Here is a 23,026-nt window from a genome sequence, read left to right as displayed (position 1 = left end):
TTGATGGAAAAGGCGTTGACGGCCTTTGCACAGGGCCGTTATGGTACGCGACAACTCGGGGCGAGCGGATACAAGAAAGACAATGGGTGATGTGAACCGCGGAGCGCACAGCGCTCGCAAGCAGGCCATCCGGCGCAAGGCGCAGCGCCGTCATTCGCACTTCTACGACAGCCGCGCCCACTGGTCCTTCAGTCGCAACGCGTCGGCCGAGCCGCTGAGCTGGTCGCGCGAGCGCTGGATCCTCGCCGGCACCGCTTTCTTTCTGGTCATCCTTTCGGCGCTCGTGATTCCGGCATGGGCCGGCGCGATGCGCAAGGAAACCGTCGCCACCGCGCTGCCACGCGTCAACACGGACATTCCGCGCCCCGACGTGCAGTCGAACGTCGCCCTCGCCGTCGTGCCGCTCGCCGTGCCGCGCCTCGATCCCGCCAGCGTGAAGCCCCTCCCGCCAGTGGAGACCTGGAACACCGTGCAGGTGCAACCCGGCCAGACGCTCGCGGACATCTTCGTCGCGCAGGGCTTGTCGATGACCGATCTGCAACGCGTCATCGACGCCGCCGGCGGCACGAAGGTCTTCCACCAGATCAAGCCAGGCCAGGAATTCCAGTTCCTCGTCAACGCCGACCACACGCTCGAGGGCGTGCGCTTCGATCAGGACGAAACCAGCGTCGCCACGCTGCGTTTCACGAGCGGCAAGGCCGAACTCACCACGCAGAAGCGCGACGTGCAGCGCCGCGAGCACATCGCGCACGGACTCATCGACAGCTCCCTGTTCGGCGCGGCGTCGAAGGCCGGCATGAGCAACGCGATGGTCCTGAAGCTCGCCGAGGTCTTCAAGTTCGACATCGACTTCGTACAGGACCTCCGCGTCGGCGACAACTTCACCGTCGTCTACGACGACGTCTACAGCGACGGCGCGTTCATGCGCGAAGGCGACATCGTCGCCGCCGAGTTCATCAACCAGGGCAAGCGCTACACCGCGTACCGTTACAAGAACGGCGACAAGGTGGGCTACTACAGCGAGGAAGGCCGTCCGCTGCAGGGTTCGTTCCTGCGCATCCCGGTCGACTTCACGCGCATCTCGTCGCAGTTCAGCGCGGGCCGCATGCACCCGATCCTCGGCAAGATGCGCGCGCACAAGGGCGTCGATTACGCCGCTCCCTCGGGCACGCCGATCCACGCGGCCGGCGACGGCGTCGTCAAGTTCCGTGGCTGGATGAACGGCTATGGCAACTTCGTCGTGATCCAGCACAACGCGTCGATCAGCACCGCCTACGGCCACATGTCGCGCTTCGCGAACCTGCGCGTCGGCCAGCGCGTCAGCCAGGGCAGCACCATCGGCTACGTCGGCATGACCGGCCTCGCCACCGGCCCGCACCTGCACTACGAATTCCGCGTCAACAACGCGCAGCGCGATCCGCAGACGGTCACGCTGCCGAAGCCGGAGCCGCTCCCCGCCGCGCAGCTGGCGAAGTTCAAGAAAGAGATCGTCGGACCGCAGCTTGCCCGCCTGAACCAGGTGGACAACAACACGAAGCTCGCCCGCAGCGAGACTGCGAAGAACGACGGCGGCTGATCCGTGGCGACCACGGACGGCCTCTACCTCGGCCTCATCTCCGGGACCAGCGCCGACGGCATCGACGCGGCCCTGGTCCGTTTCACCGACGGACGCCCCGCACTCGTCGCGGGCCTGACGCATCCCTGGGAGGACGCGCTCCGCACGAGGATCCTCGCGGTCGCGCAGGACGAACTCCGTCTCGACCTCGACGCCTACGGGCGCCTCGACGTCGCCGTGGGGATGGCGTTCGCCGATGCCGCCCGCGCCGTGATCGCGAAGGCCGGCGTGCCGGCATCGTCCGTTACCGCCATCGGCTCGCACGGGCAGACCATCCGCCACCGCCCGTCGGGCACGCACCCGTTCACCCTGCAGATCGGCGATGCCTCGGTGATCGCGGAGCGCAGCGGCATCGACACCGTGGCCGACTTCCGCCGCGCGGATGTCGCCGCCGGTGGTCAGGGCGCGCCCCTCGTACCCGCCTTCCACGCCACGGTGTTGCGTCCGACGGAGGGCTCGCGCGTCGTGCTCAACCTCGGCGGGATCGCCAACGTCACGCGATTGACGCCCGAGGGCGACGTCACGGGTTTCGACACTGGTCCGGCCAACGGACTGATGGACGCCTGGTGCCTTCGCCACCGCGGCGAAGCCTTCGATCGCGACGGCGTTTTCGCGGCCTCGGGTACGGTCGACGCCGCCTTGCTGGCCGAGTTGCTCGACGACGCCTATTTCGTGCTCGACCCGCCCAAGAGCACCGGCAGGGAACACTTCCATCTGGCGTGGCTCGACGAGCATCCGCGCGTGGCCGAGCTCAGTCCGGAGGACGTGCAAGCGACGCTGCTGGCGTTAAGCGCGGCCTCGATCGGCGACGCCATCGCGCGTTACGCGCCGGACGCCGTCGACGTCGTCGCATGCGGCGGCGGGGTGCACAACACGGCGCTGATGCGTGCGCTCACGGCGCGCCTCGGAGGTCGCGTGTTGCGTTCGAGCGCCGAATTCGGCATCGATCCCGACCAGATGGAGGCGATGGCCTTTGCATGGCTGGCGTATCGCCGCGTGCGCGGCGAGCCGGGGAATCTTCCGGCGGTGACCGGTGCGCGGGGCCTTCGCTTGCTGGGTGCGGTTTACGCCGCACCGCAGGAATCGCGCTAGAACGTCTCCGGGGTCTTCACCGGGCGCGCACCGGCATCGGCCAGCGTCGACGGCGACGCCTGCGCCAGCGCGGACAGTGCTTCCTGGAACGCGGCCTGTTCCTCGGCGTCCCACGCACCCGTCAAATGCGCGATGTCGCCCGGTTCGAGCAAAAGCTCGTTGAACACGTCGCCCGGGCTCAGACCCAGCCCGTAGCGCAACGCGTGCAGAATGACTTCGTTGATCGACCAGCGTCGTTCACGGGCGAGCGTCTTGATCCGCTCGGCCATCTGCTCGTCGATATGTCTCACCACTATATCTGGCACGTGCGTGACCCTCCTCGCGCATGCCCCCTGTGGGGCCGATGGTACACATTTCTGGCATAACGCGAAGATCGGCCATTCGGCTTACGTCGCGTCGCCGCCTTCAGGCCGCGGCATCCGTTTCCACAGCCACGCCAGCACGATGAGCGTCGGCACGATCGAGACGGTACTGACCACGAAGAGTGACGCGTAGCCCGAATCCTTGACGAGGAATCCCGAGAATCCGCCGATGACCTTGCCCGGAAGGTTCGCCAGCGCGCTCAGCAGCGCGTACTGCGTGGCCGTGAAGCTGCGGTTGACCAGGCCGGACATGAAGGCCACCAGCACCGGCCCCGCGAAGCCCTGCGCGAAGTTGTCGCCGGAAAGCGTGGCGACGAAGGCCCACGTCTGTCCGGGATTCGCGGCCATGAGCAGATAGAGCATGTTCGACAGCGCCACGCCGATGGCGGCGACCACGAGCAGCCGGCGCATCTCGAAACGCACGACGGCCCAGCCGCCCAGCAGCGCGCCGAGAATGCCGATGATCACGCCGTAGACCTTCGAGACCTCGGCGATCTGCGTCTTGCTGAATCCCGCGTCGAGATAAAACGGATACGCCATCACGCCCAGCATCTGGTCCGGCAGCCGGAACAGCGCCACGAACAGGAGCAGGCCAAGGGCCAGGGGCGCACCGAACCGCGCGAGGAAATCGCGGAACGGCCCGACGAAGCCTTCCTGCACCGCGACGCGTAGGGGCACGCGCTCGCGCACCCTATGTTCGGGTTCGCGTGCCACGAGCACCGTGACGAGGGGCACCACGAGCAGCGCGCAGATGGCCACGTACCCGCCCTGCCAGCCGAACGCGTCCGCCACGATCAGGATGCCCGCGCCGCCGGCGATCAGCCCGAGCCGATAGCCGAGCGTGTACGTGGCGGCCAGGGCGCCCTGCGCTTCCTGCGGCGCGATCTCCACGCGGTACGCGTCCACGACGATGTCGATCGTCGCTCCCGCGATGGCCGCGATCAACGTCATGCCCATGAACCGCGGCAGCGACACCGTGGGCGGCATCGCCGCCATGCCCAGCAGCCCGGCACCGAGCAGCAGGATCGCGAACATCAGCCAGCCACGGCGCAGGCCGAGGCGGCCGAAGAGCGGCAGGCGGAACCTGTCGACCACGGGCGCCCAGAGGAACTTGAAGTTGTAGGCGAACGTGACGTAGCTGGCGATGCCGATGGCGCCATAATCGACGCCGGATTCCTTCAGCCACGCCGACAGCGTGTTGCCCACCAGCAGGAACGGCAGCCCCGAGGCGAGGCCGAAGAACAGCATGATGACCGCGCCCGGCTGGGCGAACGCCGCGAACAGACCATGCCAGCCCTTGTAGCGCGCGGGCTCCCCGCCGCTGCTCACTCCGCGTAGTCCACGGTGAACGGCGCATGGTCGGAGAAGCGCTCGTCGCGGTAGATCGAGCAGTCGCGCAGGCGGTCGCGCAGGCCGGGGGTGACGATCTGGTAATCGATCCGCCACCCCACGTTGTTCGCGCGTGCCTGGCCCCGGTTCGACCACCAGGTGTACTCGACGGCGTCGGGCTTGATGGCTCGGAAGCTGTCCACCCAGCCGATCTCGTTGAAGAGCAGGTCGAGCCAGGCGCGCTCCTCGGGCAGGCAGCCCGAGTTCTTCTGGTTCGACGTCCAGTTCTTGATGTCGTTCTTCGTGTGGACGATGTTCCAGTCGCCGCACAGCACGTAGTCGCGGCCGCTGGCGGCCCACTCGCGCAGGATCGGCGTCAGCCACTCCATCACCCGGAACTTGTACTGCTGCCGTTCGTCGCCGGACGATCCCGAAGGAATGTAGAACGACACGACGCTGAGGTTGCCGTAGCGGGCCTCGATGTAGCGGCCCTCGCAGTCGAAGTCCTCGCGGCCGAGCGACACGCGCACTTCGTCGGGCTCGCGCTTCGAATAGATGGCCACGCCGCTGTAGCCCTTCTTGCTGCGGGCGTCGTGGTAGAAGCAATGGTGACCGTCGGGCCGGAACATCGGATCGGTGAGCTGCGATTCCTGCGATTTGGTTTCCTGCAGGCAGACGACGTCGGCGTCCTGCTTGCGAAGCCACTCGAACACGCCCTTGGTGGCGGCGGAGCGGATACCGTTGGCGTTCAGCGAAATGATGCGCATGGGGCCCTGTCGATGCGTTCGGCGATCCGCCCATGATAACCCGCGGGTGGGCCGCCCCTCGGACCCGGCTGTACCATGGCGGTCTCCCATCGCTCCCGCCCGAGATCGCCCGTGCACGACTACCAACGCGAATTCATCGAACTCACCCTCGCCCGCGACGTCCTCCGCTTCGGCGAGTTCACCCTGAAGTCGGGACGCAGCAGCCCGTACTTCTTCAACATGGGCCGGATCGACTCGGGGGCCGCGCTGGCCCGCCTGGGGCGCTCGTACGCCGAGGCGGCGGTGCGCTCGGGCGTCCCCTTCGACATGCTGTTCGGTCCGGCGTACAAGGGCATCGCCCTGGCCGCCGCCACGGCGATCGCGCTGGCCGACACCCAGGACCGCGACGTGCCCTGGGCCTACAACCGCAAGGAGGCCAAGGATCACGGCGAAGGCGGCACGCTGGTCGGCGCGCCGCTGAAAGGCCGCGTACTGATCGTCGACGACGTGATGACCGCCGGCACCGCCGTGCGTGAATCCCTGGAACTGATCCGGGCGCAGGGCGCCGAGCCCGCGGGCGTGCTCATCGCGCTCGATCGCCAGGAGCGCGGCCAGGGCGACCGCTCCGCCGCCCAGGAAGTCGCGGCCCAGTTCGGCATCCCCGTGATCGCCATCGCCAGCCTGGCCGACGTGCTGGCCTACGCCGGCGAGCGGCCCGAGCTCGCCGCCGAGCATGGCCGGCTGGTGGCCTACCGCGACCGCTACGGCGTGAACGCCTGAGGGAAAACCGCGATTGCGTCACGCGGCCGGCGCGGCTTGCCGGCCGCGCGCAATCCGCCTGCCCGCGCTGGCTATACTCCATCGACAGGAGGGGAAAGCATGCGAGCAGCGCGATACATCCTGGCGGGGGCGGCACTGTGCATCGGCACGGCCGCGTTCGCCCAGAACACGACGAACAACAACGCCTACCGGTATCGCTGGAAGGATGCCACCGGGCATTCGTATTTCAGCGACAGTCTCTCGCCGGAGGCGATGAAGGCCGGCTACGACATCGTCAACGCCCAGGGCATGGTCGTCCGCCATGTGGATCGCCAGCTGACGGCCGACGAACGCGCCGCGGCGCGGAAAGTGGCCGACGCCCAGGCCGCGGCGCTGCAGGCCCAGCAGCAGCGCCAGCGCGAAGACGCCCAGATGCTCAACGCGTACCCGAACGAGGCCGCCTTCGCGGCGGCGAAGGGCGCCGAGCTCGACAACTTCGAGCAGGCGGCGCGCACCACTCGCCGCAATCTGCAGGGGCAGGAAAAGGCCCTCGCCGATCTCCTCGCCCGCGCCGGCGACCTCGAACGCGCGAAGCAGCCGGTGCCGAAGTACCTCAACGACCGCATCGCCGAGCAGCGCAACACGGTGGCGTCGCTGCGTACCACGCTGCAGCGCCAGCTCGCGGCGAAGGAATCGGCCAAGGCCAACCTGGACGCCCAGCTCCGCCACTACAGGGAACTGAAGGCCGCCAGCGCCGCGAGCGGCCCGCGGTAGCCGCCGCTAGAAAGGCAACGCGAGGGACTTGTCGACCGCCAGCACGCGCTGGCGGAACGATTGCTTGATGCGCTCGAGACTCCTGGCGCTATCGGCATCGAACCGGAAGATGAGCGCGGGCGACGTATTGGACGCCCGGACAAGTCCGAAGCCGTCCGCCCAGTCCACGCGAACACCATCGATCGTCGTGATCCGCGCATCGTCGAACGTCGCCGACGCGCGGAACGCGTCCATGAAACGGAAGTGCGCGCCCTCTTCCATGGGCAGACGCAGTTCGGGTGTCGAGACGCTCTTGGGCAGCGTGTCGAACAGCTCCGCCACGCTGCGTTCCTCCACGTCGCCGGCGACGATCTCGAGCAGGCGCGCCGCCGCGTAGATACCATCGTCGAAACCGTACCAGCGGTTGTTGTCGGCGAAGAAGAAGTGGCCGCTCATCTCACCGGCGAGCGCCGCGCCCGTCTCGCGCAGCTTGGCCTTCATCAGCGAGTGCCCCGTGCGCCACATCAGCGGCACGCCGGCCGACTGCTGGATCACGCCACGCAGGTGGCCGGTGCACTTCACGTCGTAGATGATCGTCGCGCCGGGATTGCGCGCGAGCACGTCCTGCGCGAAGAGCATCAGCAGGCGATCGGGCCACACGATCTCGCCCGCCTGCGTCACGACGCCCAGCCGGTCGCCGTCGCCGTCGAACGCGATGCCGAGGTCGGCGCCGATCGTGTGCACGGCGGCGATGAGGTCGGCGAGGTTGCGCGGATCGGATGGATCGGGATGGTGGTTCGGGAACTGACCGTCGACATCGCAGTACAACGGGATCACTTCACAACCGATGTCCTCGAGCACGCGCGGGGCCACCGCCCCCGCCACGCCGTTGCCGGCGTCGACGACGACCTTGAGGCGCCGCTCGGCAGCGACGTCGCCGGCGATGCGGGCCACGTATGCCTCGGTCGCCGACTGCTCGCGCCAGGTGCCCACGCCGTCGCTGGGCAGATTGCCCGCCACGATGCGCCGATGCAGGTCGGCGATCGCGTCTTCGGAGAGCGTCTCGCCGCCGATCACGATCTTGAAGCCGTTGTGGTCGGCCGGATTGTGGCTTCCCGTGACCGAGACGGCGCAACCCGTGCCGAAGTGGTAGGCGGCGAAGTAGACGACCGGCGTCGGCACCATGCCGAGGTCGATCACGTCGATACCGGCGGCCCGCAGGCCGTCCGACAGGGCGTGGGCCAGCTCGGCACCGGAGAGCCGCCCGTCGCGCCCGACGACGATCTCGCGGAGGTCGGCGTCGAGCATGCGCGCGCCGATGGCCTGGCCGATGCGATGGGCGATGTCGGCGGTGAGCGTCTTACCGACCACGCCGCGGATGTCGTACGCGCGGAAGATCGCCGGATCGAGCGACGGCTCGCCGGCCGCCGGAGCGGCGACGGGCGTGGGCGGTGCGACGGCGGCCGGCGCGGGCGTCGGGGGCAGCCTCGGCTTGCGGACGACGTCCGCCACCATCACGTCCGGCTCGGGCATCGCCTCGGGTTCGACGGCCGGGCGGCGGCGCAGGCCCCATAGCAGCAAGGCACCGCCGCCGAGTCCCACCAGCGACAGCAACGCGCCGAGCGCCTCCGAGTGCGGAATGACGATGAAGGCCTTGGGCATCGCGGCGAACACGAACAGCGACGTGCCCTCCACGCGCTGCCCTTCGGCTTCGAGTTCGGCGGACCGGGAACCGACGTCCAGCAGGCGCAGGCTGTCGCGTCCCTCGCCCTGGCGCAGCTCGAGGCGGCCGCCGCCCGGCGATGCGGCATCGAACCGGGCGACGATGTCGTCGAAGGGGTATTCGAGCCAGATCCAGGCGCGAACCGTGCCCTCGCCCGCCACCGGCTCGACCATGGATAGCCGTCGCTCGCCGTCCTTGAGCGACGTGGACGCCCGCGGCGGTCCGCTGCCGCCCAGGGCGGCCATGAGCTGCGCGGCCTTCGCGTAGCCGAACTCTCGGTAGTTGGCACGCACCACCTCGTCCAGGCCGCCGCTGTAGACCTCGACGACGCGGACGGAAGGGAGCGCGGCGCGCAGCCGTTCCGAGGCCGCGGCGTGATCGTCGATGGACGTCGCGATGCCGCCTGCCATGAGCGCGCGCTGCAGGGCTTCGCGCTTGCCCGCGATCAGCGCGCCGAGTTCACGCGTGGTGTCCCGCTGGGCCGCATGCGTGCGTTCGGCGGCACTTCCCTCATCGGCGATCAGCCAGGTCTGCCACGCGCAGAAAACGCCGGCGACGAGCAGCAACGTCGCGCCCGCCAGGGGCAGCAAACGTCGCAGATCCACACGGGACATGCGTCCCGCCCCTCCCTCTTTCGATGCCATGTCGCCCCTTCGCTACCCCGGCAGAATCAGCCAACACCCGTCGAGCCGAATCCTCCCTCGCCCCGCTGCGAGGGGGTGAACCCTTCTACCACCCGGAGGCGCGCTCGGCCGACCGGCACGAGCAATAATTGCGCAATCCGGTCGCCGGGCGCGATGGTCACCGGCGCGCTTCCGCGGTTCCAGCACGAGATCATCAACGGGCCCTGATAGTCCGCGTCGATGACGCCGACGAGGTTGCCCATCACGAGTCCCTGCTTATGGCCCAGGCCGGAGCGCGGCACGATCAGCGCGCACCACGCCGGATCGCCGATGTGGATCGCCAGTCCCGAGGGCACCAGCACGCTCTCCCCCGGTACCAGCGTCAGCGGCGCATCCACGGCCGCCCGCAGGTCCATGCCCGCGCTGCCCGCCGTGGCCGGTTCCGGCAGCGGGATGGATTCGCCCAGGCGCGGATCGAGGATCTTCAGTTCGATGTCTATCAAGGCGTGGTTCCGGTGAGGAATCGTTCGGCGATGAGCGCGACGAGCCGGTGGGCCAGTTCGGTCTTGGGCATCTCGGGAAGCGCTTCGTCACCGCCATGCCAGTAGACGTGCAACGCGTTGTCCGCCACCTCGAAACCCTTGCCGCTCGTGACATCGTTCGCCGCGATCATATCGATGCCCTTGCGGGCCAGCTTGTCCTGCGCGTACCCCTCGATGTCGCGCGTCTCCGCGGCGAAGCCGACGAGGAACGGGCGCACGGGCTGCGCCGCGAGCGCCGCGATGATATCCGGGTTCTCGGTGAGCTCGAGGCGCAGCGGCACGCCGCCCGCCTTCTTCAGCTTGTGGTCCGCCGCTTCGACGGGGCGATAGTCGCCCACCGCCGCCGCGCCGATGTAGATGTCGGCGCCCGCGCACGCCGCCACGACGGCGTCGTGCATCTGGCGCGCGCTACGGACATCGACGCGCTCGACGCCCGGCGGCGTGGAAAGCGACACAGGACCGGCCACCAGCGTCACCGACGCACCCGCGTCGCGCGCCGCCGCGGCGACCGCGAAACCCATGCGACCGGAGCTCCGATTGCCGATAAAGCGCACGGGATCGATGTCTTCATACGTCGGGCCGGCGCTGACGACGACGCGCCGACCGCGCAGCGGTTGTTCGCCGAACGACGCCACGAGGATGTCGCGCAGTTCGTGCGGTTCCAGCATGCGGCCTGAGCCGATGTCCCCGCAGGCCTGGTCGCCGTCGGCTGGGCCCAGGACGCCGACGCCGCGGACGCGAAGCGTGCCGACGTTGGCCTGCACGGCGAGGTTCGCCCACATCTGCTGGTTCATCGCAGGCGCCACGTACACCGGCGCCGCGGTGGCCAGCACGACCGTCGTCAGAAGATCGTCGGCATGGCCGTGCGCCAGGCGCGCGATGGTGTCGGCGCTCGCGGGCGCGATCAGGACGCGCTCGGCCCAGCGGGCGAGCTCGATATGCCCCATCGCGGCCTCGCCCTGCTCGTCCCACAGGCTCACGCGCACCGGCTGGCCGGAAAGGGCCTGGAACGTCGTGGGCGTGACGAAATGCGTGGCGCCTTCCGTCATCACGACGCGCACCTCGGCCTGGAGGTCGCGGAGGCGCCGCACGAGTTCGCAGATCTTGTACGCGGCGATACCACCGGTAACGCCAATCAGGATGCGACGCTGGCGAAGGCTCATGGCGGGATGGCGGTTCGGAAGGCACGTTAGCTTAACGGATTTCCACCATCGCACTTCCGGAGCGATTTTTCAGAATCGTTCTATCGCCACATCGCGATCGCAACCCTACCTTGTACGTCGTGCCGCAACCCCCGTGCGGCCCTCATCGAAGGGAAGCCATGAAGTCGCCCACGAACCCGCCCTCCACGGTCCGCGATGCCACCGTGTCGCCCGTCGCGTATCGCCAGCCGCCGATCCGGCAATGGGCCGCCAACGACCGGCCGCGGGAACGGCTGTACGCGCACGGTGCGGCGGCGCTGTCCGACGCGGAGCTGCTGGCCGTTCTGATCGGCAACGGCACGGCGGGCTGCGACGCCGTCGCGACGGGCCGCGCCCTGCTTTCCCGCGCCGGTAGCCTCGGCCGCCTACTCGCCGAGCCGGACCACCTGCCGCCCGTGCCGGGAGTCGGCCCGGTAAAGCGGGCGCGGCTGGTCGCCGCCCTGGAGCTGGCGCGCCGCGCCCTGGGCGAAGGACTGACCGACCTGCCCCGCATCGAGAGCCCGCGCGACAGTGCGCAGTACCTGCAGGCGCGACTGAGTCACCTGTCGCACGAGGTGTTCGCCTGCCTCTTCCTTGACACCAGGCATCGGGTCCTCGCGTACGAGGAACTGTTCCGCGGCACCATCGACGGTGCCAGCGTCTATCCCCGCGAGGTGGTACGCGCATGCCTGCGCCATCACGCCAGCGCGGTCATCCTCGCCCACAACCACCCCTCGGGCGTCCCGGAGCCCAGCCGGGCCGACCGCGACATCACGCAGGTCCTGGTCGACGCGCTCGCCCTGATGGACATTCGCGTGCTCGATCACATCGTGGTGGGACGGGGCGAACCCGTTTCCATGGCGGAGCGGGGCCTGCTGCTGGCCAGGAGCCGCTGAGCGACCAAAAAAAGACGGCGCGAGTGCCGCTCGCGCCGTCTGGGGGGGTCACCTTTCGAGGGAGGGGTGGGCGACCGTCGTGCCGTTGGGCCGGGGAGACACCGGGCACGAGGGACATTGTGACGATGAGGGATGACAGCGCCGTGACGTGCCGCTTTCGCGCCTGCTTCGCCACTGCGCCGTCGAAGTTATGCACACGGGCGCTTTTTCCCACTTGGCCGTCACAGTTGTTGTCCCGGCGCAAGTCAGGATTGCAATGCATTGATTTAAATGATTTTCATGTGTTGCAGGGTCGTGTCACGATGCGTACCTGCCTGTCGCCGCCCCGGCGGCTCCGTCTTGCCCACAGAGTTATCCACAGGCTGTGGATGGACGGGCTCCCCCGGTCGGCCGACGGCCGCGCGCCATCTGATAGGATTGCCGGTTCCATATCCGCGTCGCCCATCCCGTGAAACAAGAGCTGAAACAACTCGTCCTGCAGGCCATCGGCGCATTGCGGGAGTCCGGCAAACTGCCGTCCGACTTCGTGGCCCCGGATTTCGTGATCGAGCGGACCCGCAACCGCGAGCACGGCGATTTCGCGACCAACGCGGCGATGATGATGGCCAAGTCCGCCGGCCGGAAGCCGCGCGACATCGCGACCGATCTCGTCGAGGCCATGCCGGCCTCGGTCCGGGTGGGCAAGGTGGAGATCGCCGGACCGGGCTTCATCAATTTCTCGCTGGCGCCGGCCGCGTTCCACGCGGAGATCGAGCGCGCCCTCGCGGAAACCGACCGGTACGGCCGCAATCGCGATGGCGCCGGCCGCACCGCGGGCGTGGAGTTCGTGTCGGCCAACCCGACGGGCCCGCTGCACGTCGGCCACGGCCGCGCGGCGGCCATCGGTGACAGCATCGCGCGTCTTCTCGATGCGGCGGGCTGGAAAGTGTTCCGCGAGTTCTACTACAACGACGCCGGTGTCCAGATCGCCAACCTGGCGCTTTCCACGCAGGCCCGCGCCAGGGGCATCGCCCCGGACGAAGCGGGCTGGCCGGAATCCGGCTACCGTGGCGACTACATCGCCGACGTGGCGCGTGCCTTCCTGGCCGGCGAATCGGTCGAGGCCGACGGCGAAACCGTCGTCGCCACCGGCGATGCCGACAACCTGGACGACGTACGCCGCTTCGCCGTCGCGTACCTGCGCCACGAGCAGGACCTCGACCTCAAGGCCTTCGGCGTCGGCTTCGACGTCTACTACCTCGAGTCGTCGCTGTATGGCGAAGGCAAGGTCGACGAGACCGTTCGCGAACTCGTCGCCCACGGTCACACCTACGAGGAAGGCGGCGCGCTATGGCTGCGCTCGACGGACTTCGGTGACGACAAGGACCGCGTCATGCGCAAGTCCGACGGCACGTTCACCTACTTCCTTCCCGACGTGGCCTACCACCGCACCAAGTGGCAGCGCGGCTACGAGCGCGCCATCACCGAGCTGGGCTCCGACCACCACGGTTCGCTCGCCCGCGTGAAGGCCGGCCTTCAGGCGCTGGACACCGGCATTCCGAAGAACTGGCCCGAGTACGTGCTGCACCAGATGGTGACGGTGATGCGCGGCGGCGAGGAGGTGAAGATCTCCAAGCGCGCCGGCTCCTACGTCACGCTGCGCGACCTCATCGACGAGGCCGGCCGCGACGCCACGCGTTATTTCCTGATCGCGCGCAAGGCCGATTCGCAGCTGGTGTTCGACATCGACCTCGCCCGCTCGCAGAGCAACGACAACCCCGTCTACTACATCCAGTACGCCCATGCCCGCGCCAGCCGCGTGTTCCGCGAACTGGCGGAGCGCGGCCTCGCGACCGATCGCGGCAACGGGATCGCGAAGCTTGGCCGCCTCGACACGGAGCACGAGTCGATCCTGATGGTCGAGCTCTCGCGCTACCCCGAGATCGTGGAGTCCGCCGCGGCGAACCTGGAACCGCACCTGATCGCGCAGTACCTGCGCGAACTCGCGGGCGCGCTGCACAGCTACTATCACGAGCACAAATGGATCGTCGACGACGCCGATCTGCGTGACGCGCGCCTCGCGCTGGTGGCCGCCACGCAGCAGGTGCTCAGGAACGGTCTGGATCTGCTGGGCATTTCCGCCCCGGAGAGCATGTAAATGGCAACACGCAAGAAGGGCAAGGGCCGCCAGGCCGTCCGCAACGGCTCGAGCGGCATGCCAGGCTGGAGCTGGGCGCTGATCGGCATCCTCGCCGGCGCCCTGCTCATGGCCTTCGCGATGCGCGGCACGTGGATGCCGATGATGCGCCAGCACCAGGGCCCGGAACCGAACCCGCAGGCCACCGCGCAGAAGGGCAGCGATCCGGGCGTCGTCGACCAGGCCGAGGCGGAGAAGCCGAAGAAGCCCTCGTACGATTTCTATTCGGTGCTCTCCGAGAAAGAGGTCCGCATTCCCGACGCCGAGATCCGGGCGCAGGCAAGTGCCGAAGCGCAGCAGAAGCAGCAGCAACAGGCCGCGCAGGCGCAGGCACAGGCCGCGGCGGCGCAACAGGCTCAGGCGCAGGCGCAGCAGCAGGCGCAGACGACCGCCGCGGCGGCGAACCTGCCGAAGGCGACGACGCAGACGGTGACCGCGACGCCGGCGCAGCCGGCACCGGCCGCGGCGTCGGGCAGCTCCGGGTACCTGCTCCAGGTGGGCGCGTTCCCGAGCGCGGCGGATGCCGAGGCTCTCAAGGCAAAGCTCGCGCTGCAGGGTTTCGTGGCCAACGTTCAGTCGGTCAAGGTCGGTGCGCAGACCTACAACCGCGTCCGCCTCGGCCCCTTCAAGTCGGCCACCGATCTTGAGAGCACGAAACAGCGCCTGCAGTCCGCCGGCATCAGCGCCATCGCCCTGAAAGAAGGCAGCTGATCCGTCGCGGCCCGCCCGAAGAAAAGACCGCCCTCGTGGCGGTCTTTTTTTTTGCAAGGAACGGCGCGCGGTTGCCGCTTTCGTGCCCGTTGACGCCAGTGGGATCCCGGCGTAGACCTGCGCGAACCGATGGGTATCCAGGGAGGAAACCCGCGGTTGCCAAGCTCAAGGAGGAGTCATGCGCAACGCCAGAACGAAAGGGGCCGGCCGCCTCGTCAATACGCTCGCGACGCGGCTCGAAACGCGCCATCGGAGCGAATGGCGATTTTCATGCACCGTCAACGACGTGTTCTTGATGAGTGCCGTCGCGCGCGCTGAAGAGGATCTGCACCCGTTGACGGGCGATCGCTTCTTCATGGTGGACGACGCATGGACCGAGCGTTCCGCGCTGATCCAGTTGCTGGCGTTCCCGGCCGCCGGCCATGCTCACGCGGCGAGCGGCCGATACGACATTGGCCTGTCGGAAGAGCCCGGGAGTGGCGAAGCCATCTATTTCGAACAATTTCCGTCGGGACTCGTCCGGTTTCTCCCGACCGGCGGCTGGATCGAGCTTGAGTTCGCCGCTGATCGCACGAGCGTCGCGGGCACGTTCGAGTTCGACGCCACGAACGACACCGAGGGCAATCGATTTATCCGCCGCGGCAAGTTCTTCCTCCCCTACGCCGATCTCCCGGACCCCAACGCGCCCTAGCGCGAACCTGTGCGTCGCTTCACGACGTGTAAGTCGACGGATTTTTCAGACAAGTCTGATTCTTTCCGGGGTGTGGGCCGGGCAGCATGCGAGGCGCGTCCCGACACACACCACGGAGTTTTCATGCACCCATCGTTCCGCTCGTGCCTGTCGCGGGCCGTCCTTCTTTCCGCTCTTTCCAGCACCGTGTTCGCCATGCCGGCGATGGCCGACGACGCCACGATGTCCATCAAGGACTTCGCCACCCGGGCCCTCGAGGCGTCGGCTCTCGGCGCCCGGTCCGACGGGATCATGACGGCGTCGGTCAATGGCGGCCTTCTCATGGAGCGGCAGGCATATATGAGGGAGCTGACCTGGCAGGACACGCCGTTTTCGACGCTTTACGGAACAGACAACGGGAAGGGAGGCTCGATAACCATTGGCGTCATCCCACGACGCGGCGAGCTGCACGCCGTCAGCGGCCGGTATGAGCTCGGCGTTCCGGAAGGCCCTGGCACAGCTTTCGCCACCTACAGAGAGTGGATTCCCGCGCCGCCCGGATTCACCGGTTTCACGTCCTTCGACATCAAGGAAGGCTGGGTCGACGTACATTTCAGTCCCGACCGGACGCGCGTGGACGTGACCTTCGAATTCGTCGCGCGGGGCGACGAGCTCGGTACCCGCGTGGTGAAGAGCGGCCGTTTCTCCGGCCCGAACTACGACCTTCCGCCGCAAGACGTGCGGACGCCTTAACCGAATTCAGCGAGGATCGCCCGACCAGAAGACCGCCCTCGTGGCGGTCTTCTCTTTGGCCTGCACGCGGCACGCAAATCGTCGGATTTTTCAGAATGGTCTGATTCTTTTGTAGGTATGTCCCCGGCAGGATGCACAGCGCGTCCCGACACACACCACGGAGGCTTCATGTACGGATCGTTCCGCTCGCGCCTGTCGCGCGCTGCTCTCTCTCTTGCACTTTCCACCAGCACTTTCGCCATGCCGGCGATGGCCGACGACGCCACGTATTCCGTGAAGGACTACGCCACCCGAGCCCTCGAGGCATCGGCTCTCAGCGTACAGGGCGACGGGGTCCTGAAGACGTTGGTCAATGACAGCCTTCTTGTAGGACGCCAGGCGTATGCGATGGAGCTATGGTTTATGGGCCAAAGTTTCACGGCGTCTCGCGCAACCTACGACGGCAAGGGCGGTTATGTTCTCCTGGGCGTGGTTCCGCCACTCGGGGAGCCGCACGCCGTCAGCGGCCGATATCAGCTCGGCGTACCGGAAGGCCCTGGCACCGCTTTCGCCAGCTTCCTCGAGGACATTACCTCTCCGCCGGGATTCACTGGTGGTATGAGGAGCTTCGACATCAAGGAGGGCTGGGTCGACGTGCAGTTCAGCCCGGACCGGACACACGTGGACATGACGTTCGAGTTCGTCGCGTTCGATGACGAACTCGGTACCCGCGTGGTGAAGAGCGGCAGTTTCTCCGGCCCGAACTACGACCTTCCGCCGCAAGACGTGCGGACGCCTTAACCGAATTTCTGCGAGGGTCGCCCGACCAGAAGACCGCCCTCGTGGCGGTCTTCTCTTTGGGCTGCACGCGGCACGCGAATCGTCGGATCTTTCAGAATGGTCTGATTTTTTCGTAGGTATGTACCCGGCAGGATACACAGCGCGTCCCGACACACACACCACGGAGGCTTCATGTACGGATCGTTCCGCTCGCGCCTGTCGCGCGCTGCTCTCTCTCTTGCCCTTTCCACTGGCGCTTTCGCCATGCCGGCGATGGCAGACAACCCCACGTACTCCATCCAAGAGTTCGCCAACCGGACCTTCGAGACGACGACTCTCAGCTCCCGGTCCGACGGGGTCCTGAAGGCATTGGTCAATGGCAACCTTCTTGTAGGACGACAGGGATATTTCGTTGAGCAGTACTGGTTGGGCCAGCCGTTTTCGGGGCTCTTCGCAACGTACGACGGGAAGGGCGGTTATGTAACCCTGGGCGTCGTTCCACCCGTCGGGGAGCCACACGCCGTCAGCGGGCGGTATCAGCTAGGCGGGCCGGAAGGCCCTGGCACCGCTTTCGCTACCTTTTCCGAGAACATCCCCGCTCCGCCCGGGTACATTGGTGTCAGGGCCTTCGACACGCAAGAAGGCTGGGTCGACGTGCAGTTCAGCCCGGACCGGACACACGTGGACGTGACGTTCGAGTTCGTCGCGTTCGATGACGAACTCGGTACCCGCGTGGTGAAGAGCGGCAGTTTCTCCGGACCGAACTACGACGTCCCGCCGCGGGAGGCGCCGACGCCGTAACCGCAGTCCCCTCGCGTGCGCCGGCGACAGCCCGGCGCACGCGTCATGTCAGGATGCGCGCTTCAGGCGGATGAGCGCCGAGATGTCGTCGTCGCCATAGCCCTGCGACATCAGCTCGGCGAAATCGGCCAGCGACTGCTCGATGATCGTGCGATCCGTGCCCGCGTCGGTGGCGATGCCACGGACGATGCCGAGATCCTTGTGCAACAGCGCCAGTTTGAAGCCCACCGAGAACTCGTTGCGCAGCATCGTGGCGCCGCGCTTGTCGAGGAACCAGTTGCCCGCGGCACCCGCGGCGAGCGTCGGGATCAGACGGTCGGCATCGAGACCCAGCGCCTCACCCAGCGCCAGACCCTCCGTGACCGCATGGGCGATACCCGCGACCAGCACCTGATTCACGGCTTTCGTCGCCTGGCCGCTGCCGACCTTGCCCATGTGCGTGATGCGCGCACCGTAGGCCTCGAGCACCGGTCGTGCGCGGTCGAGCACATCGGCGTCGCCGCCGACCATCACCGACAGCTTTCCGTTCTTCGCGCCTTCGACACCACCGGAAACCGGTGCGTCGAGAAACGACCCGCCCGCCTCGGCGATCAGGCGTGCCGCTTTCGTCGCGGTCGCTGGCGCGACGGTCGAATGGTCGATCACGATGGCGCCGGCCTTGAGCGAGGGAGCGAGCGCTTCGACGACGCCGATGACGTCGGCATCCGCGCTGACACACAGCGCGATCACGTCGCAGGACGCCGCGATCTCCGCCAGCGAAGGCGCGGCGACACCGAGCTCGCCCGCCAGCGCATCGGCCCGGGCCTGTGTGCGATTGCCCACGGCGGCCAGCAGGCCCTTCGCGTGGAGGTGACCGGCCATGGGCGCGCCCATCGCGCCGAGTCCGATGAAAGCTGCCTTGAGTGTCATGGTCGTGCCTGGAAGAAAGAGGAAACGCGGTGCGGCGCGCAGCGGCGCCGCACCGTCCGGTCAGCGGCCCGCGGTTTCCGCGAGGTAGGTGTATCCGGTGAGGCCCTTGTCGAGCGCGGCGGCCAGGGTCTCGGCCTCCGTTCCCGCGATGCCGGCGGCCGCGAGGCGATCCGCATACGACTGGCGCAGCGCCTTGAGGTCGTAGCCGACGTAGTCGAGCATCAGGTCCGTCGTGTCGCCGCGGCGGATATGCGCGAACGCATACCCGTCGTCCGTCGCGCGCACGTTCACCGCATCGGTGTCGCCGAAGAGGTTGTGGATGTCGCCCAGCGTCTCCTGATACGCGCCGACCATGAAGATGCCTAGCCGGTACGACTCGTCGTCCTTCAGATCATGCAGCGGCAGGCTGACGTCCACGCCCTCGGCGTCGACGTAGTGATCGATGCGGCCGTCGGAATCGCAGGTGAGGTCCGCGATGACACCGCGGCGCGTCGGCTCTTCGTCGAGGCGCGAGATGGGCACGATCGGGAAGATCTGGTCGATGGCCCAGATGTCCGGCACCGACTCGAACACGGAGAAGTTCACGAAGTACTTGTCGACCAGCTTCTCGTCGAGATCGTCCAGCGCCTGCCGATGCGCCCGCTCGGCGGGCAGCAGGCGCGGGCGCACGGCGTTGGCGATGGCGTAGAACAGCTCGTCGAGGCGGGCGCGGTCGCGCAGGTCGAGCTGCCCCAGCGCGTACAGCGCCTGGCCTTCGGCGAAGTGGTGCTGGGCCTCGTGGAACAGCTCCAGCGCCGGACGATGGTCGAGCTCCGCGTGCGTCTCGCGCAGGTGGCGCAACACCGCCGGCTCGCCCGCGCGCTCGGCCGGAATCGCGCCCTGCGGCACCGGCTCGACTTCGCTGACGTTGACGACCATCACGGCGTGGTGCGCGGTCATCGCGCGGCCGGATTCGGTGAAGATGACCGGCGCCTTCATGCCGTGCTCGGCCACCGCCTCGGCGAGCGGCTGCACGATGCTGGCGGCGTACTGGCCGAGGCTGTAGTTGATGGAGTTGTAGCTGCGCGACCGCGTGCCTTCGTAGTCGACGCCGAGGCCACCGCCCACGTCGACGACCTCGATGGGCACGCCCAGGCGGTGCAGCTCGATGAAGTAGCGCACGGCCTCGCGCATGCCCGCGGCGATGTCGCGCACGTTGGAGATCTGCGAGCCCATGTGGAAATGCTGCAGCTTCAGCGTGTGCTTCAGACCTGCCGCTTCGAGGCGCTCGATCAGCTCCAGCACCTGCCCCGGGCTCAGTCCGAACTTGCCCTTGTCGCCGCCGGTGTTCTGCCATTTGCCGGCGCCGATCGACGCCAGACGCACGCGCACGCCGAGCAGCGGCTCGACGTCCAGCGCCTTCGCTTCGGCGAACACGTGGTCGAGCTCGGACAGCTTCTCGATGACGATGTGCACGCGCAGGCCGAGCTTGAGGCCGATCAGCGCGAGGCGGACGTATTCGCGATCCTTGTAGCCGTTGCACACGACCATGCTGCCCGGGCGCGCGTGCGCCAGTACGGCCATCAGTTCCGGCTTCGAACCGGCCTCGAGGCCGAAGCCCTGGTCCCCGGCGGCGACCAGCTCGCTGACGACGCCGCGCTGCTGGTTCACCTTGATGGGATAGATGGCCGTGTACGTGCCGGCGTAGTCGGCATCATCGATCGCCTTGGCGAAGGCCTGCTGGAGGCGCGCGAGGCGGTCGGCGAGGATGTCCGGGAAACGCACGAGCAGCGGCAGCCGCAGGCCCTCGCGGGTGGCCGCGTCGACGATCGCCGGCAGGTCGAGGGCCGGGCCCCCGTTGCCGCGCGGGCGGATCGTCAGGTGGCCATCGCCGGCGACGTCGACGTAGCCGTCGCTCCAATGGGGGATCGCGTAGGTCAGCTTCGCGCGATCGGTGGTCCAGTTCGTCATGGCTGTGACGATCTCCAAGTGATTGTGTCGTGTCCCCATGGGGGGCGCGGAACAGTCGCAGCGGCGAACCTTGACCTGAAGCGGGCCTGGCGGCCGGGAGCCTCGCACGCCGCGGGGCCGACCAGACTTGGTGCTGCGCGCCCCGATGGGGCGGCAGACCGCCTATTGTAGCGGCCGCTCGTGACAGGGGGGTAACCCGCCCGGCGCCGGGTCGGAATGAGCCTACAGGCCAGCCCGGGCGAGGACGTGGCCGCACGGCGCCCCGGAGCCGGTACAATGCCCGGTTAGCCCCCTACCCGTTTTCAGGAAAGCGTCATGTCGCAGCAGCTCAGCTGGTTCACCGAAGCCCACCAGGCCTCGGGCTCTTCCATCGGTTTCCGCGTCGAGCGCCTGTTGCACGCCGAGAAGACCCCGTTCCAGACCATCGAGATCTACCAGACCACGGACTGGGGCAATCTCATGGTGATCGACGGATGCGTCATGCTGACGAGCCGCGACAACTTCCTGTATCACGAGATGATGACCCACCCGGCGCTGTTCACCCATGCGCGCGCCAAGCGCGTGGTGATCATCGGCGGCGGCGACTGCGGCACGCTGCGCGAAGTGCTCAAGCACGAGGAAGTCGAGAAGGCCACGCAGGTCGAGATCGACGAGCGCGTCACGCGCCTCGCCGAGCAGTACTTCCCGGAGCTGTGCGATGCGAACGGCGACCCGCGCGCCGAGCTGCTCTTCATCGACGGCATAAAGTACATGGCCGAGGCCGAGCCGGAGTCCATCGACCTCATCATCGTCGACTCCACCGACCCGGTGGGCCCGGCGGAAGGCCTGTTCAACGCCGCGTTCTACGCGAGCTGCTACAAGGCCCTGCGCCACGGCGGCATCCTCGTGCAGCAGTCCGAATCGCCGCTGGCGCACATCGAGCTGATCAAGGCCATGCGTTCGGCCATGCGCACCTCGGGCTTCAAGGCGGTGCGCACCCTGCCGTTCCCGCAGCCGTGCTACCCCACCGGCTGGTGGAGCTGCACCATGGCGCGCAAGGACGGCGATCTGTCGGGCTTCCGCGAGCGCGGCGCGATCAGCAAGAACTTCGCCACGAAGTACTACAACGCCGACGTCCACAAGGGCGCGCTGGCGCAGCCGGAGTTCATGCGCGAGCAGCTGGGCGACTGAAACCCGGGCTCTCCTGCGAAAAAAAGGCGCCCCATGGGCGCCTTTTTTTTATTTCTCCAGCTTCGCCGGCTCCCATCCGGCGGGTGCTTCCGGCGGAAGGCCGTAGGCGCGGAGCGAGGCGAGGATGACGCTCATCTCCGTGCCGCCGGTGCGCGCCAGAGACAGCAGCTTCTGCGCCGTGGCCTTGTCGCCCTGCGCCTGCACGTTCAGGCGCGCGAACTGCTGCATCTGCCAGACGAGATTGAGGCGGGCGTTCTTCGCGCTCTGCTGGTCGGCCGCGTCGGGCGACAGCGTCTCGCGCAGGTGCAGACCGAGCGACCGGCCCAGCGGGCTGCTCCCCCACTCCAGCACCTTCGCGAGCTTCAGGCAGTCGGCGACCACGGAAGCATCGGACTTGTTGTCGTCGCAGTACTTCGCGGCGACCTGGAAGCCCGGCATCGGCTGCGCGCTGGCGAGGCCGAAGACGAGCACCATCTGCACGCCCGCGGCGCCCGACCCCTGCAGGGCGTTGAACGTATCGGGCGGCGGCGGGAGCTGGCTCACGTGATTGGCCAGCGCCTTGAGGCTCGCGCCGAGGTAATCGTCGTAGAGCTTCGCGTTGGCGGCCTTCGCGAGGTCCGTGCGAACGGCGTCGCTCGCTCCATTGTGTTCGTCGATGCCGAGCTTCAGCAGCCAGAATGCCGCGTTGTCCGATGCCTTCGACTGCAGCGCCGTCACGGCCTCGGGGTTGGGGCAGTTACCCGCCCTGGCGTCGCAGTCGGCCAGCTGGGCCCACGCGACCTGAGGACCCGCGTCGGCGTTGCGCGATGCGCGCTCGAGCAGCGAGTGATAGGTGAGCGTTTCCGGGACGCCCGACAGCGGCCGCGCGAGGAGCGCGGCGGCAAGCAGCGGCTCCGACTCGGTCCGCAGCGCCAGCACGCTGGCGAGGTCCTTCTGGAACTGCAGGAGGGACTTGCTCTGGTCCTTCGCGACCGGCCCCTTCGCGGGGTCCTTCGCGGCGCCCGGCCATGGCGTGGCTGCCAGGGTGGGCAGGGAAAGCAGGCCGGCCAGGGCCAGTGTCGCTACGCGGCGTCCCCGCATGGGCCATCTCCGTGACATAAAAGACGAGAGGATACGGTTCGACCATGAACGGAAGCTGCGCCGAACCGGCCCCATCTTGCACGAGATTGTTACTATCGAAGCCTGCACGGGGGGATTCCGGGCCGACACACGACCGACCGCAACACTCAATCCTGCGACAGAACAGGAGCTTATCGTGGATCAATTCGCCTTCCTCACCAGCGGGGGCGCTGGTTTCTTCGTCGGCTGGGGCACGCTCGCGCTGATCAATGCCGGCCTCGCCCAGGGAAAGAATCGCAGCGGCCTGCTGTGGTGGTTCCTCTCGCTCATCCTCGGCCCGATCGCCACCCTCATCCTCGTCGTGATGCCCAAGGTCCGCACGAAGATCTTCTGAGCTTGGACCCATGCCTGGGGGTGTGTAGATTAGGAACACTCCCCATGGCAGGT

At 67.8% G+C, this 23,026-nt stretch carries 22 protein-coding genes; 13 read left to right on the top strand and 9 right to left on the bottom strand.

Annotated elements, in window-relative coordinates:
- Window positions 1–82: 82 nt before the first annotated feature.
- A complete protein-coding gene (locus tag BMW54_RS17050) occupies window positions 83–1,576 on the top strand; it encodes an OapA family protein (RefSeq protein WP_090058462.1) in 1,494 nt (497 codons plus the stop codon).
- A 3-nt stretch (window positions 1,577–1,579) separates the two neighbouring features.
- On the top strand, window positions 1,580–2,707 hold the full coding sequence (locus tag BMW54_RS17045; RefSeq protein WP_090058459.1) for an anhydro-N-acetylmuramic acid kinase: 1,128 nt from the start codon (window positions 1,580–1,582) through the stop codon (window positions 2,705–2,707).
- Here the strand turns inward: BMW54_RS17045 and BMW54_RS17040 are convergent.
- The 3 genes from BMW54_RS17040 to BMW54_RS17030 form a co-directional block, all read right to left on the bottom strand.
- Window positions 2,704–2,997 (bottom strand): hypothetical protein, encoded by a 294-nt coding sequence (locus tag BMW54_RS17040; RefSeq protein WP_254779427.1) that lies wholly within the window; start codon window positions 2,995–2,997, stop codon window positions 2,704–2,706. The genes BMW54_RS17045 and BMW54_RS17040 overlap by 4 nt on opposite strands.
- A 96-nt stretch (window positions 2,998–3,093) precedes the next feature.
- Window positions 3,094–4,398 (bottom strand): AmpG family muropeptide MFS transporter, encoded by a 1,305-nt coding sequence (locus tag BMW54_RS17035; protein WP_254779425.1) that lies wholly within the window; start codon window positions 4,396–4,398, stop codon window positions 3,094–3,096.
- Window positions 4,395–5,165, bottom strand: coding sequence for an exodeoxyribonuclease III (locus BMW54_RS17030; protein ID WP_090058454.1), 771 nt, complete (start codon window positions 5,163–5,165; stop codon window positions 4,395–4,397). The genes BMW54_RS17035 and BMW54_RS17030 overlap by 4 nt, the downstream gene beginning before the upstream one ends.
- Before the next feature lie 111 nt (window positions 5,166–5,276).
- On the opposite strand from BMW54_RS17030, the gene pyrE reads away from it, so the two are divergent.
- Together pyrE and BMW54_RS17020 are read left to right on the top strand one after the other, a co-directional pair.
- Window positions 5,277–5,924 carry an orotate phosphoribosyltransferase gene (gene pyrE / locus BMW54_RS17025; protein ID WP_090058452.1) on the top strand — a complete coding sequence of 216 codons (648 nt, stop codon included), beginning with the start codon at window positions 5,277–5,279 and terminating at the stop codon, window positions 5,922–5,924.
- A 99-nt stretch (window positions 5,925–6,023) separates the two neighbouring features.
- Entirely contained in the window at window positions 6,024–6,677 is a 654-nt protein-coding gene (locus BMW54_RS17020; protein WP_090058450.1) for a hypothetical protein, read from the top strand.
- A 6-nt stretch (window positions 6,678–6,683) separates the two neighbouring features.
- On the opposite strand, the gene BMW54_RS17015 is transcribed toward BMW54_RS17020, so the two are convergent.
- The 3 genes from BMW54_RS17015 to coaBC are packed head-to-tail and all read right to left on the bottom strand — an operon-like array spanning window position 6,684 to window position 10,707.
- On the bottom strand, window positions 6,684–8,993 hold the full coding sequence (locus tag BMW54_RS17015) for a phosphomannomutase/phosphoglucomutase (RefSeq protein WP_090058447.1): 2,310 nt from the start codon (window positions 8,991–8,993) through the stop codon (window positions 6,684–6,686).
- A gap of 56 nt (window positions 8,994–9,049) precedes the next feature.
- Entirely contained in the window at window positions 9,050–9,505 is a 456-nt protein-coding gene (gene dut, locus BMW54_RS17010) for a dUTP diphosphatase (RefSeq protein WP_090058445.1), read from the bottom strand.
- Complete coding sequence (gene coaBC / locus BMW54_RS17005) at window positions 9,502–10,707, bottom strand: bifunctional phosphopantothenoylcysteine decarboxylase/phosphopantothenate--cysteine ligase CoaBC (protein WP_090058442.1); 1,206 nt, start codon at window positions 10,705–10,707, stop codon at window positions 9,502–9,504. Before coaBC ends, dut begins: the two co-directional genes overlap by 4 nt.
- 158 nt (window positions 10,708–10,865) lie before the next feature.
- Between coaBC and radC the strand changes: the two genes are divergently transcribed.
- The 7 genes from radC (at window position 10,866) to BMW54_RS16970 (ending at window position 17,491) form a co-directional block, all read left to right on the top strand.
- The gene (gene radC / locus BMW54_RS17000) at window positions 10,866–11,621 is read left to right on the top strand and encodes a RadC family protein (protein WP_090058438.1); all 756 of its coding nucleotides are present in this window, start codon (window positions 10,866–10,868) and stop codon (window positions 11,619–11,621) included.
- A gap of 448 nt (window positions 11,622–12,069) precedes the next feature.
- Window positions 12,070–13,758, top strand: a complete 1,689-nt coding sequence (argS, locus tag BMW54_RS16995; protein WP_090058437.1) for an arginine--tRNA ligase — start codon at window positions 12,070–12,072, stop codon at window positions 13,756–13,758.
- Window positions 13,759–14,508 (top strand): SPOR domain-containing protein, encoded by a 750-nt coding sequence (locus tag BMW54_RS16990; RefSeq protein WP_090058433.1) that lies wholly within the window; start codon window positions 13,759–13,761, stop codon window positions 14,506–14,508.
- Window positions 14,509–14,686: 178 nt separating this feature from the next.
- Window positions 14,687–15,199 (top strand): hypothetical protein, encoded by a 513-nt coding sequence (locus tag BMW54_RS16985; protein ID WP_090058431.1) that lies wholly within the window; start codon window positions 14,687–14,689, stop codon window positions 15,197–15,199.
- 195 nt (window positions 15,200–15,394) lie between these two features.
- The gene (locus tag BMW54_RS16980) at window positions 15,395–15,931 is read left to right on the top strand and encodes a hypothetical protein (protein WP_139206134.1); all 537 of its coding nucleotides are present in this window, start codon (window positions 15,395–15,397) and stop codon (window positions 15,929–15,931) included.
- A gap of 168 nt (window positions 15,932–16,099) precedes the next feature.
- Complete coding sequence (locus BMW54_RS16975; RefSeq protein ID WP_090058425.1) at window positions 16,100–16,711, top strand: hypothetical protein; 612 nt, start codon at window positions 16,100–16,102, stop codon at window positions 16,709–16,711.
- A gap of 171 nt (window positions 16,712–16,882) precedes the next feature.
- Window positions 16,883–17,491 (top strand): hypothetical protein, encoded by a 609-nt coding sequence (locus tag BMW54_RS16970; protein WP_090058423.1) that lies wholly within the window; start codon window positions 16,883–16,885, stop codon window positions 17,489–17,491.
- A 48-nt stretch (window positions 17,492–17,539) separates the two neighbouring features.
- Here the strand turns inward: BMW54_RS16970 and BMW54_RS16965 are convergent, their stop codons facing one another.
- A complete protein-coding gene (locus tag BMW54_RS16965) occupies window positions 17,540–18,400 on the bottom strand; it encodes an NAD(P)-dependent oxidoreductase (protein ID WP_090058420.1) in 861 nt (286 codons plus the stop codon).
- A 60-nt stretch (window positions 18,401–18,460) separates the two neighbouring features.
- On the bottom strand, window positions 18,461–20,350 hold the full coding sequence (gene speA / locus BMW54_RS16960; RefSeq protein WP_090058419.1) for an arginine decarboxylase: 1,890 nt from the start codon (window positions 20,348–20,350) through the stop codon (window positions 18,461–18,463).
- A 315-nt stretch (window positions 20,351–20,665) separates the two neighbouring features.
- Between speA and speE the strand changes: the two genes are divergently transcribed.
- Window positions 20,666–21,520: a polyamine aminopropyltransferase gene (gene speE, locus BMW54_RS16955; RefSeq protein WP_090058416.1), complete on the top strand. Its 855-nt coding sequence runs from the start codon at window positions 20,666–20,668 to the stop codon at window positions 21,518–21,520.
- Between the two features lie 48 nt (window positions 21,521–21,568).
- On the opposite strand, the gene BMW54_RS16950 is transcribed toward speE, so the two are convergent.
- Window positions 21,569–22,600, bottom strand: coding sequence for a hypothetical protein (locus BMW54_RS16950; RefSeq protein WP_090058413.1), 1,032 nt, complete (start codon window positions 22,598–22,600; stop codon window positions 21,569–21,571).
- Between the two features lie 175 nt (window positions 22,601–22,775).
- Between BMW54_RS16950 and BMW54_RS16945 the strand changes: the two genes are divergently transcribed.
- Complete coding sequence (locus tag BMW54_RS16945; RefSeq protein WP_090058410.1) at window positions 22,776–22,973, top strand: antitermination protein NusB; 198 nt, start codon at window positions 22,776–22,778, stop codon at window positions 22,971–22,973.
- The last annotated feature ends 53 nt before the right edge of the window (window positions 22,974–23,026 follow it).

The organism is Luteibacter sp. 329MFSha (genome assembly GCF_900111665.1).
Classification (GTDB): Bacteria; Pseudomonadota; Gammaproteobacteria; order Xanthomonadales; family Rhodanobacteraceae; genus Luteibacter.
The sequence above is the reverse complement of the archived record's forward strand: the minus strand, read 5'-3'. Positions and strand labels throughout refer to the sequence as shown.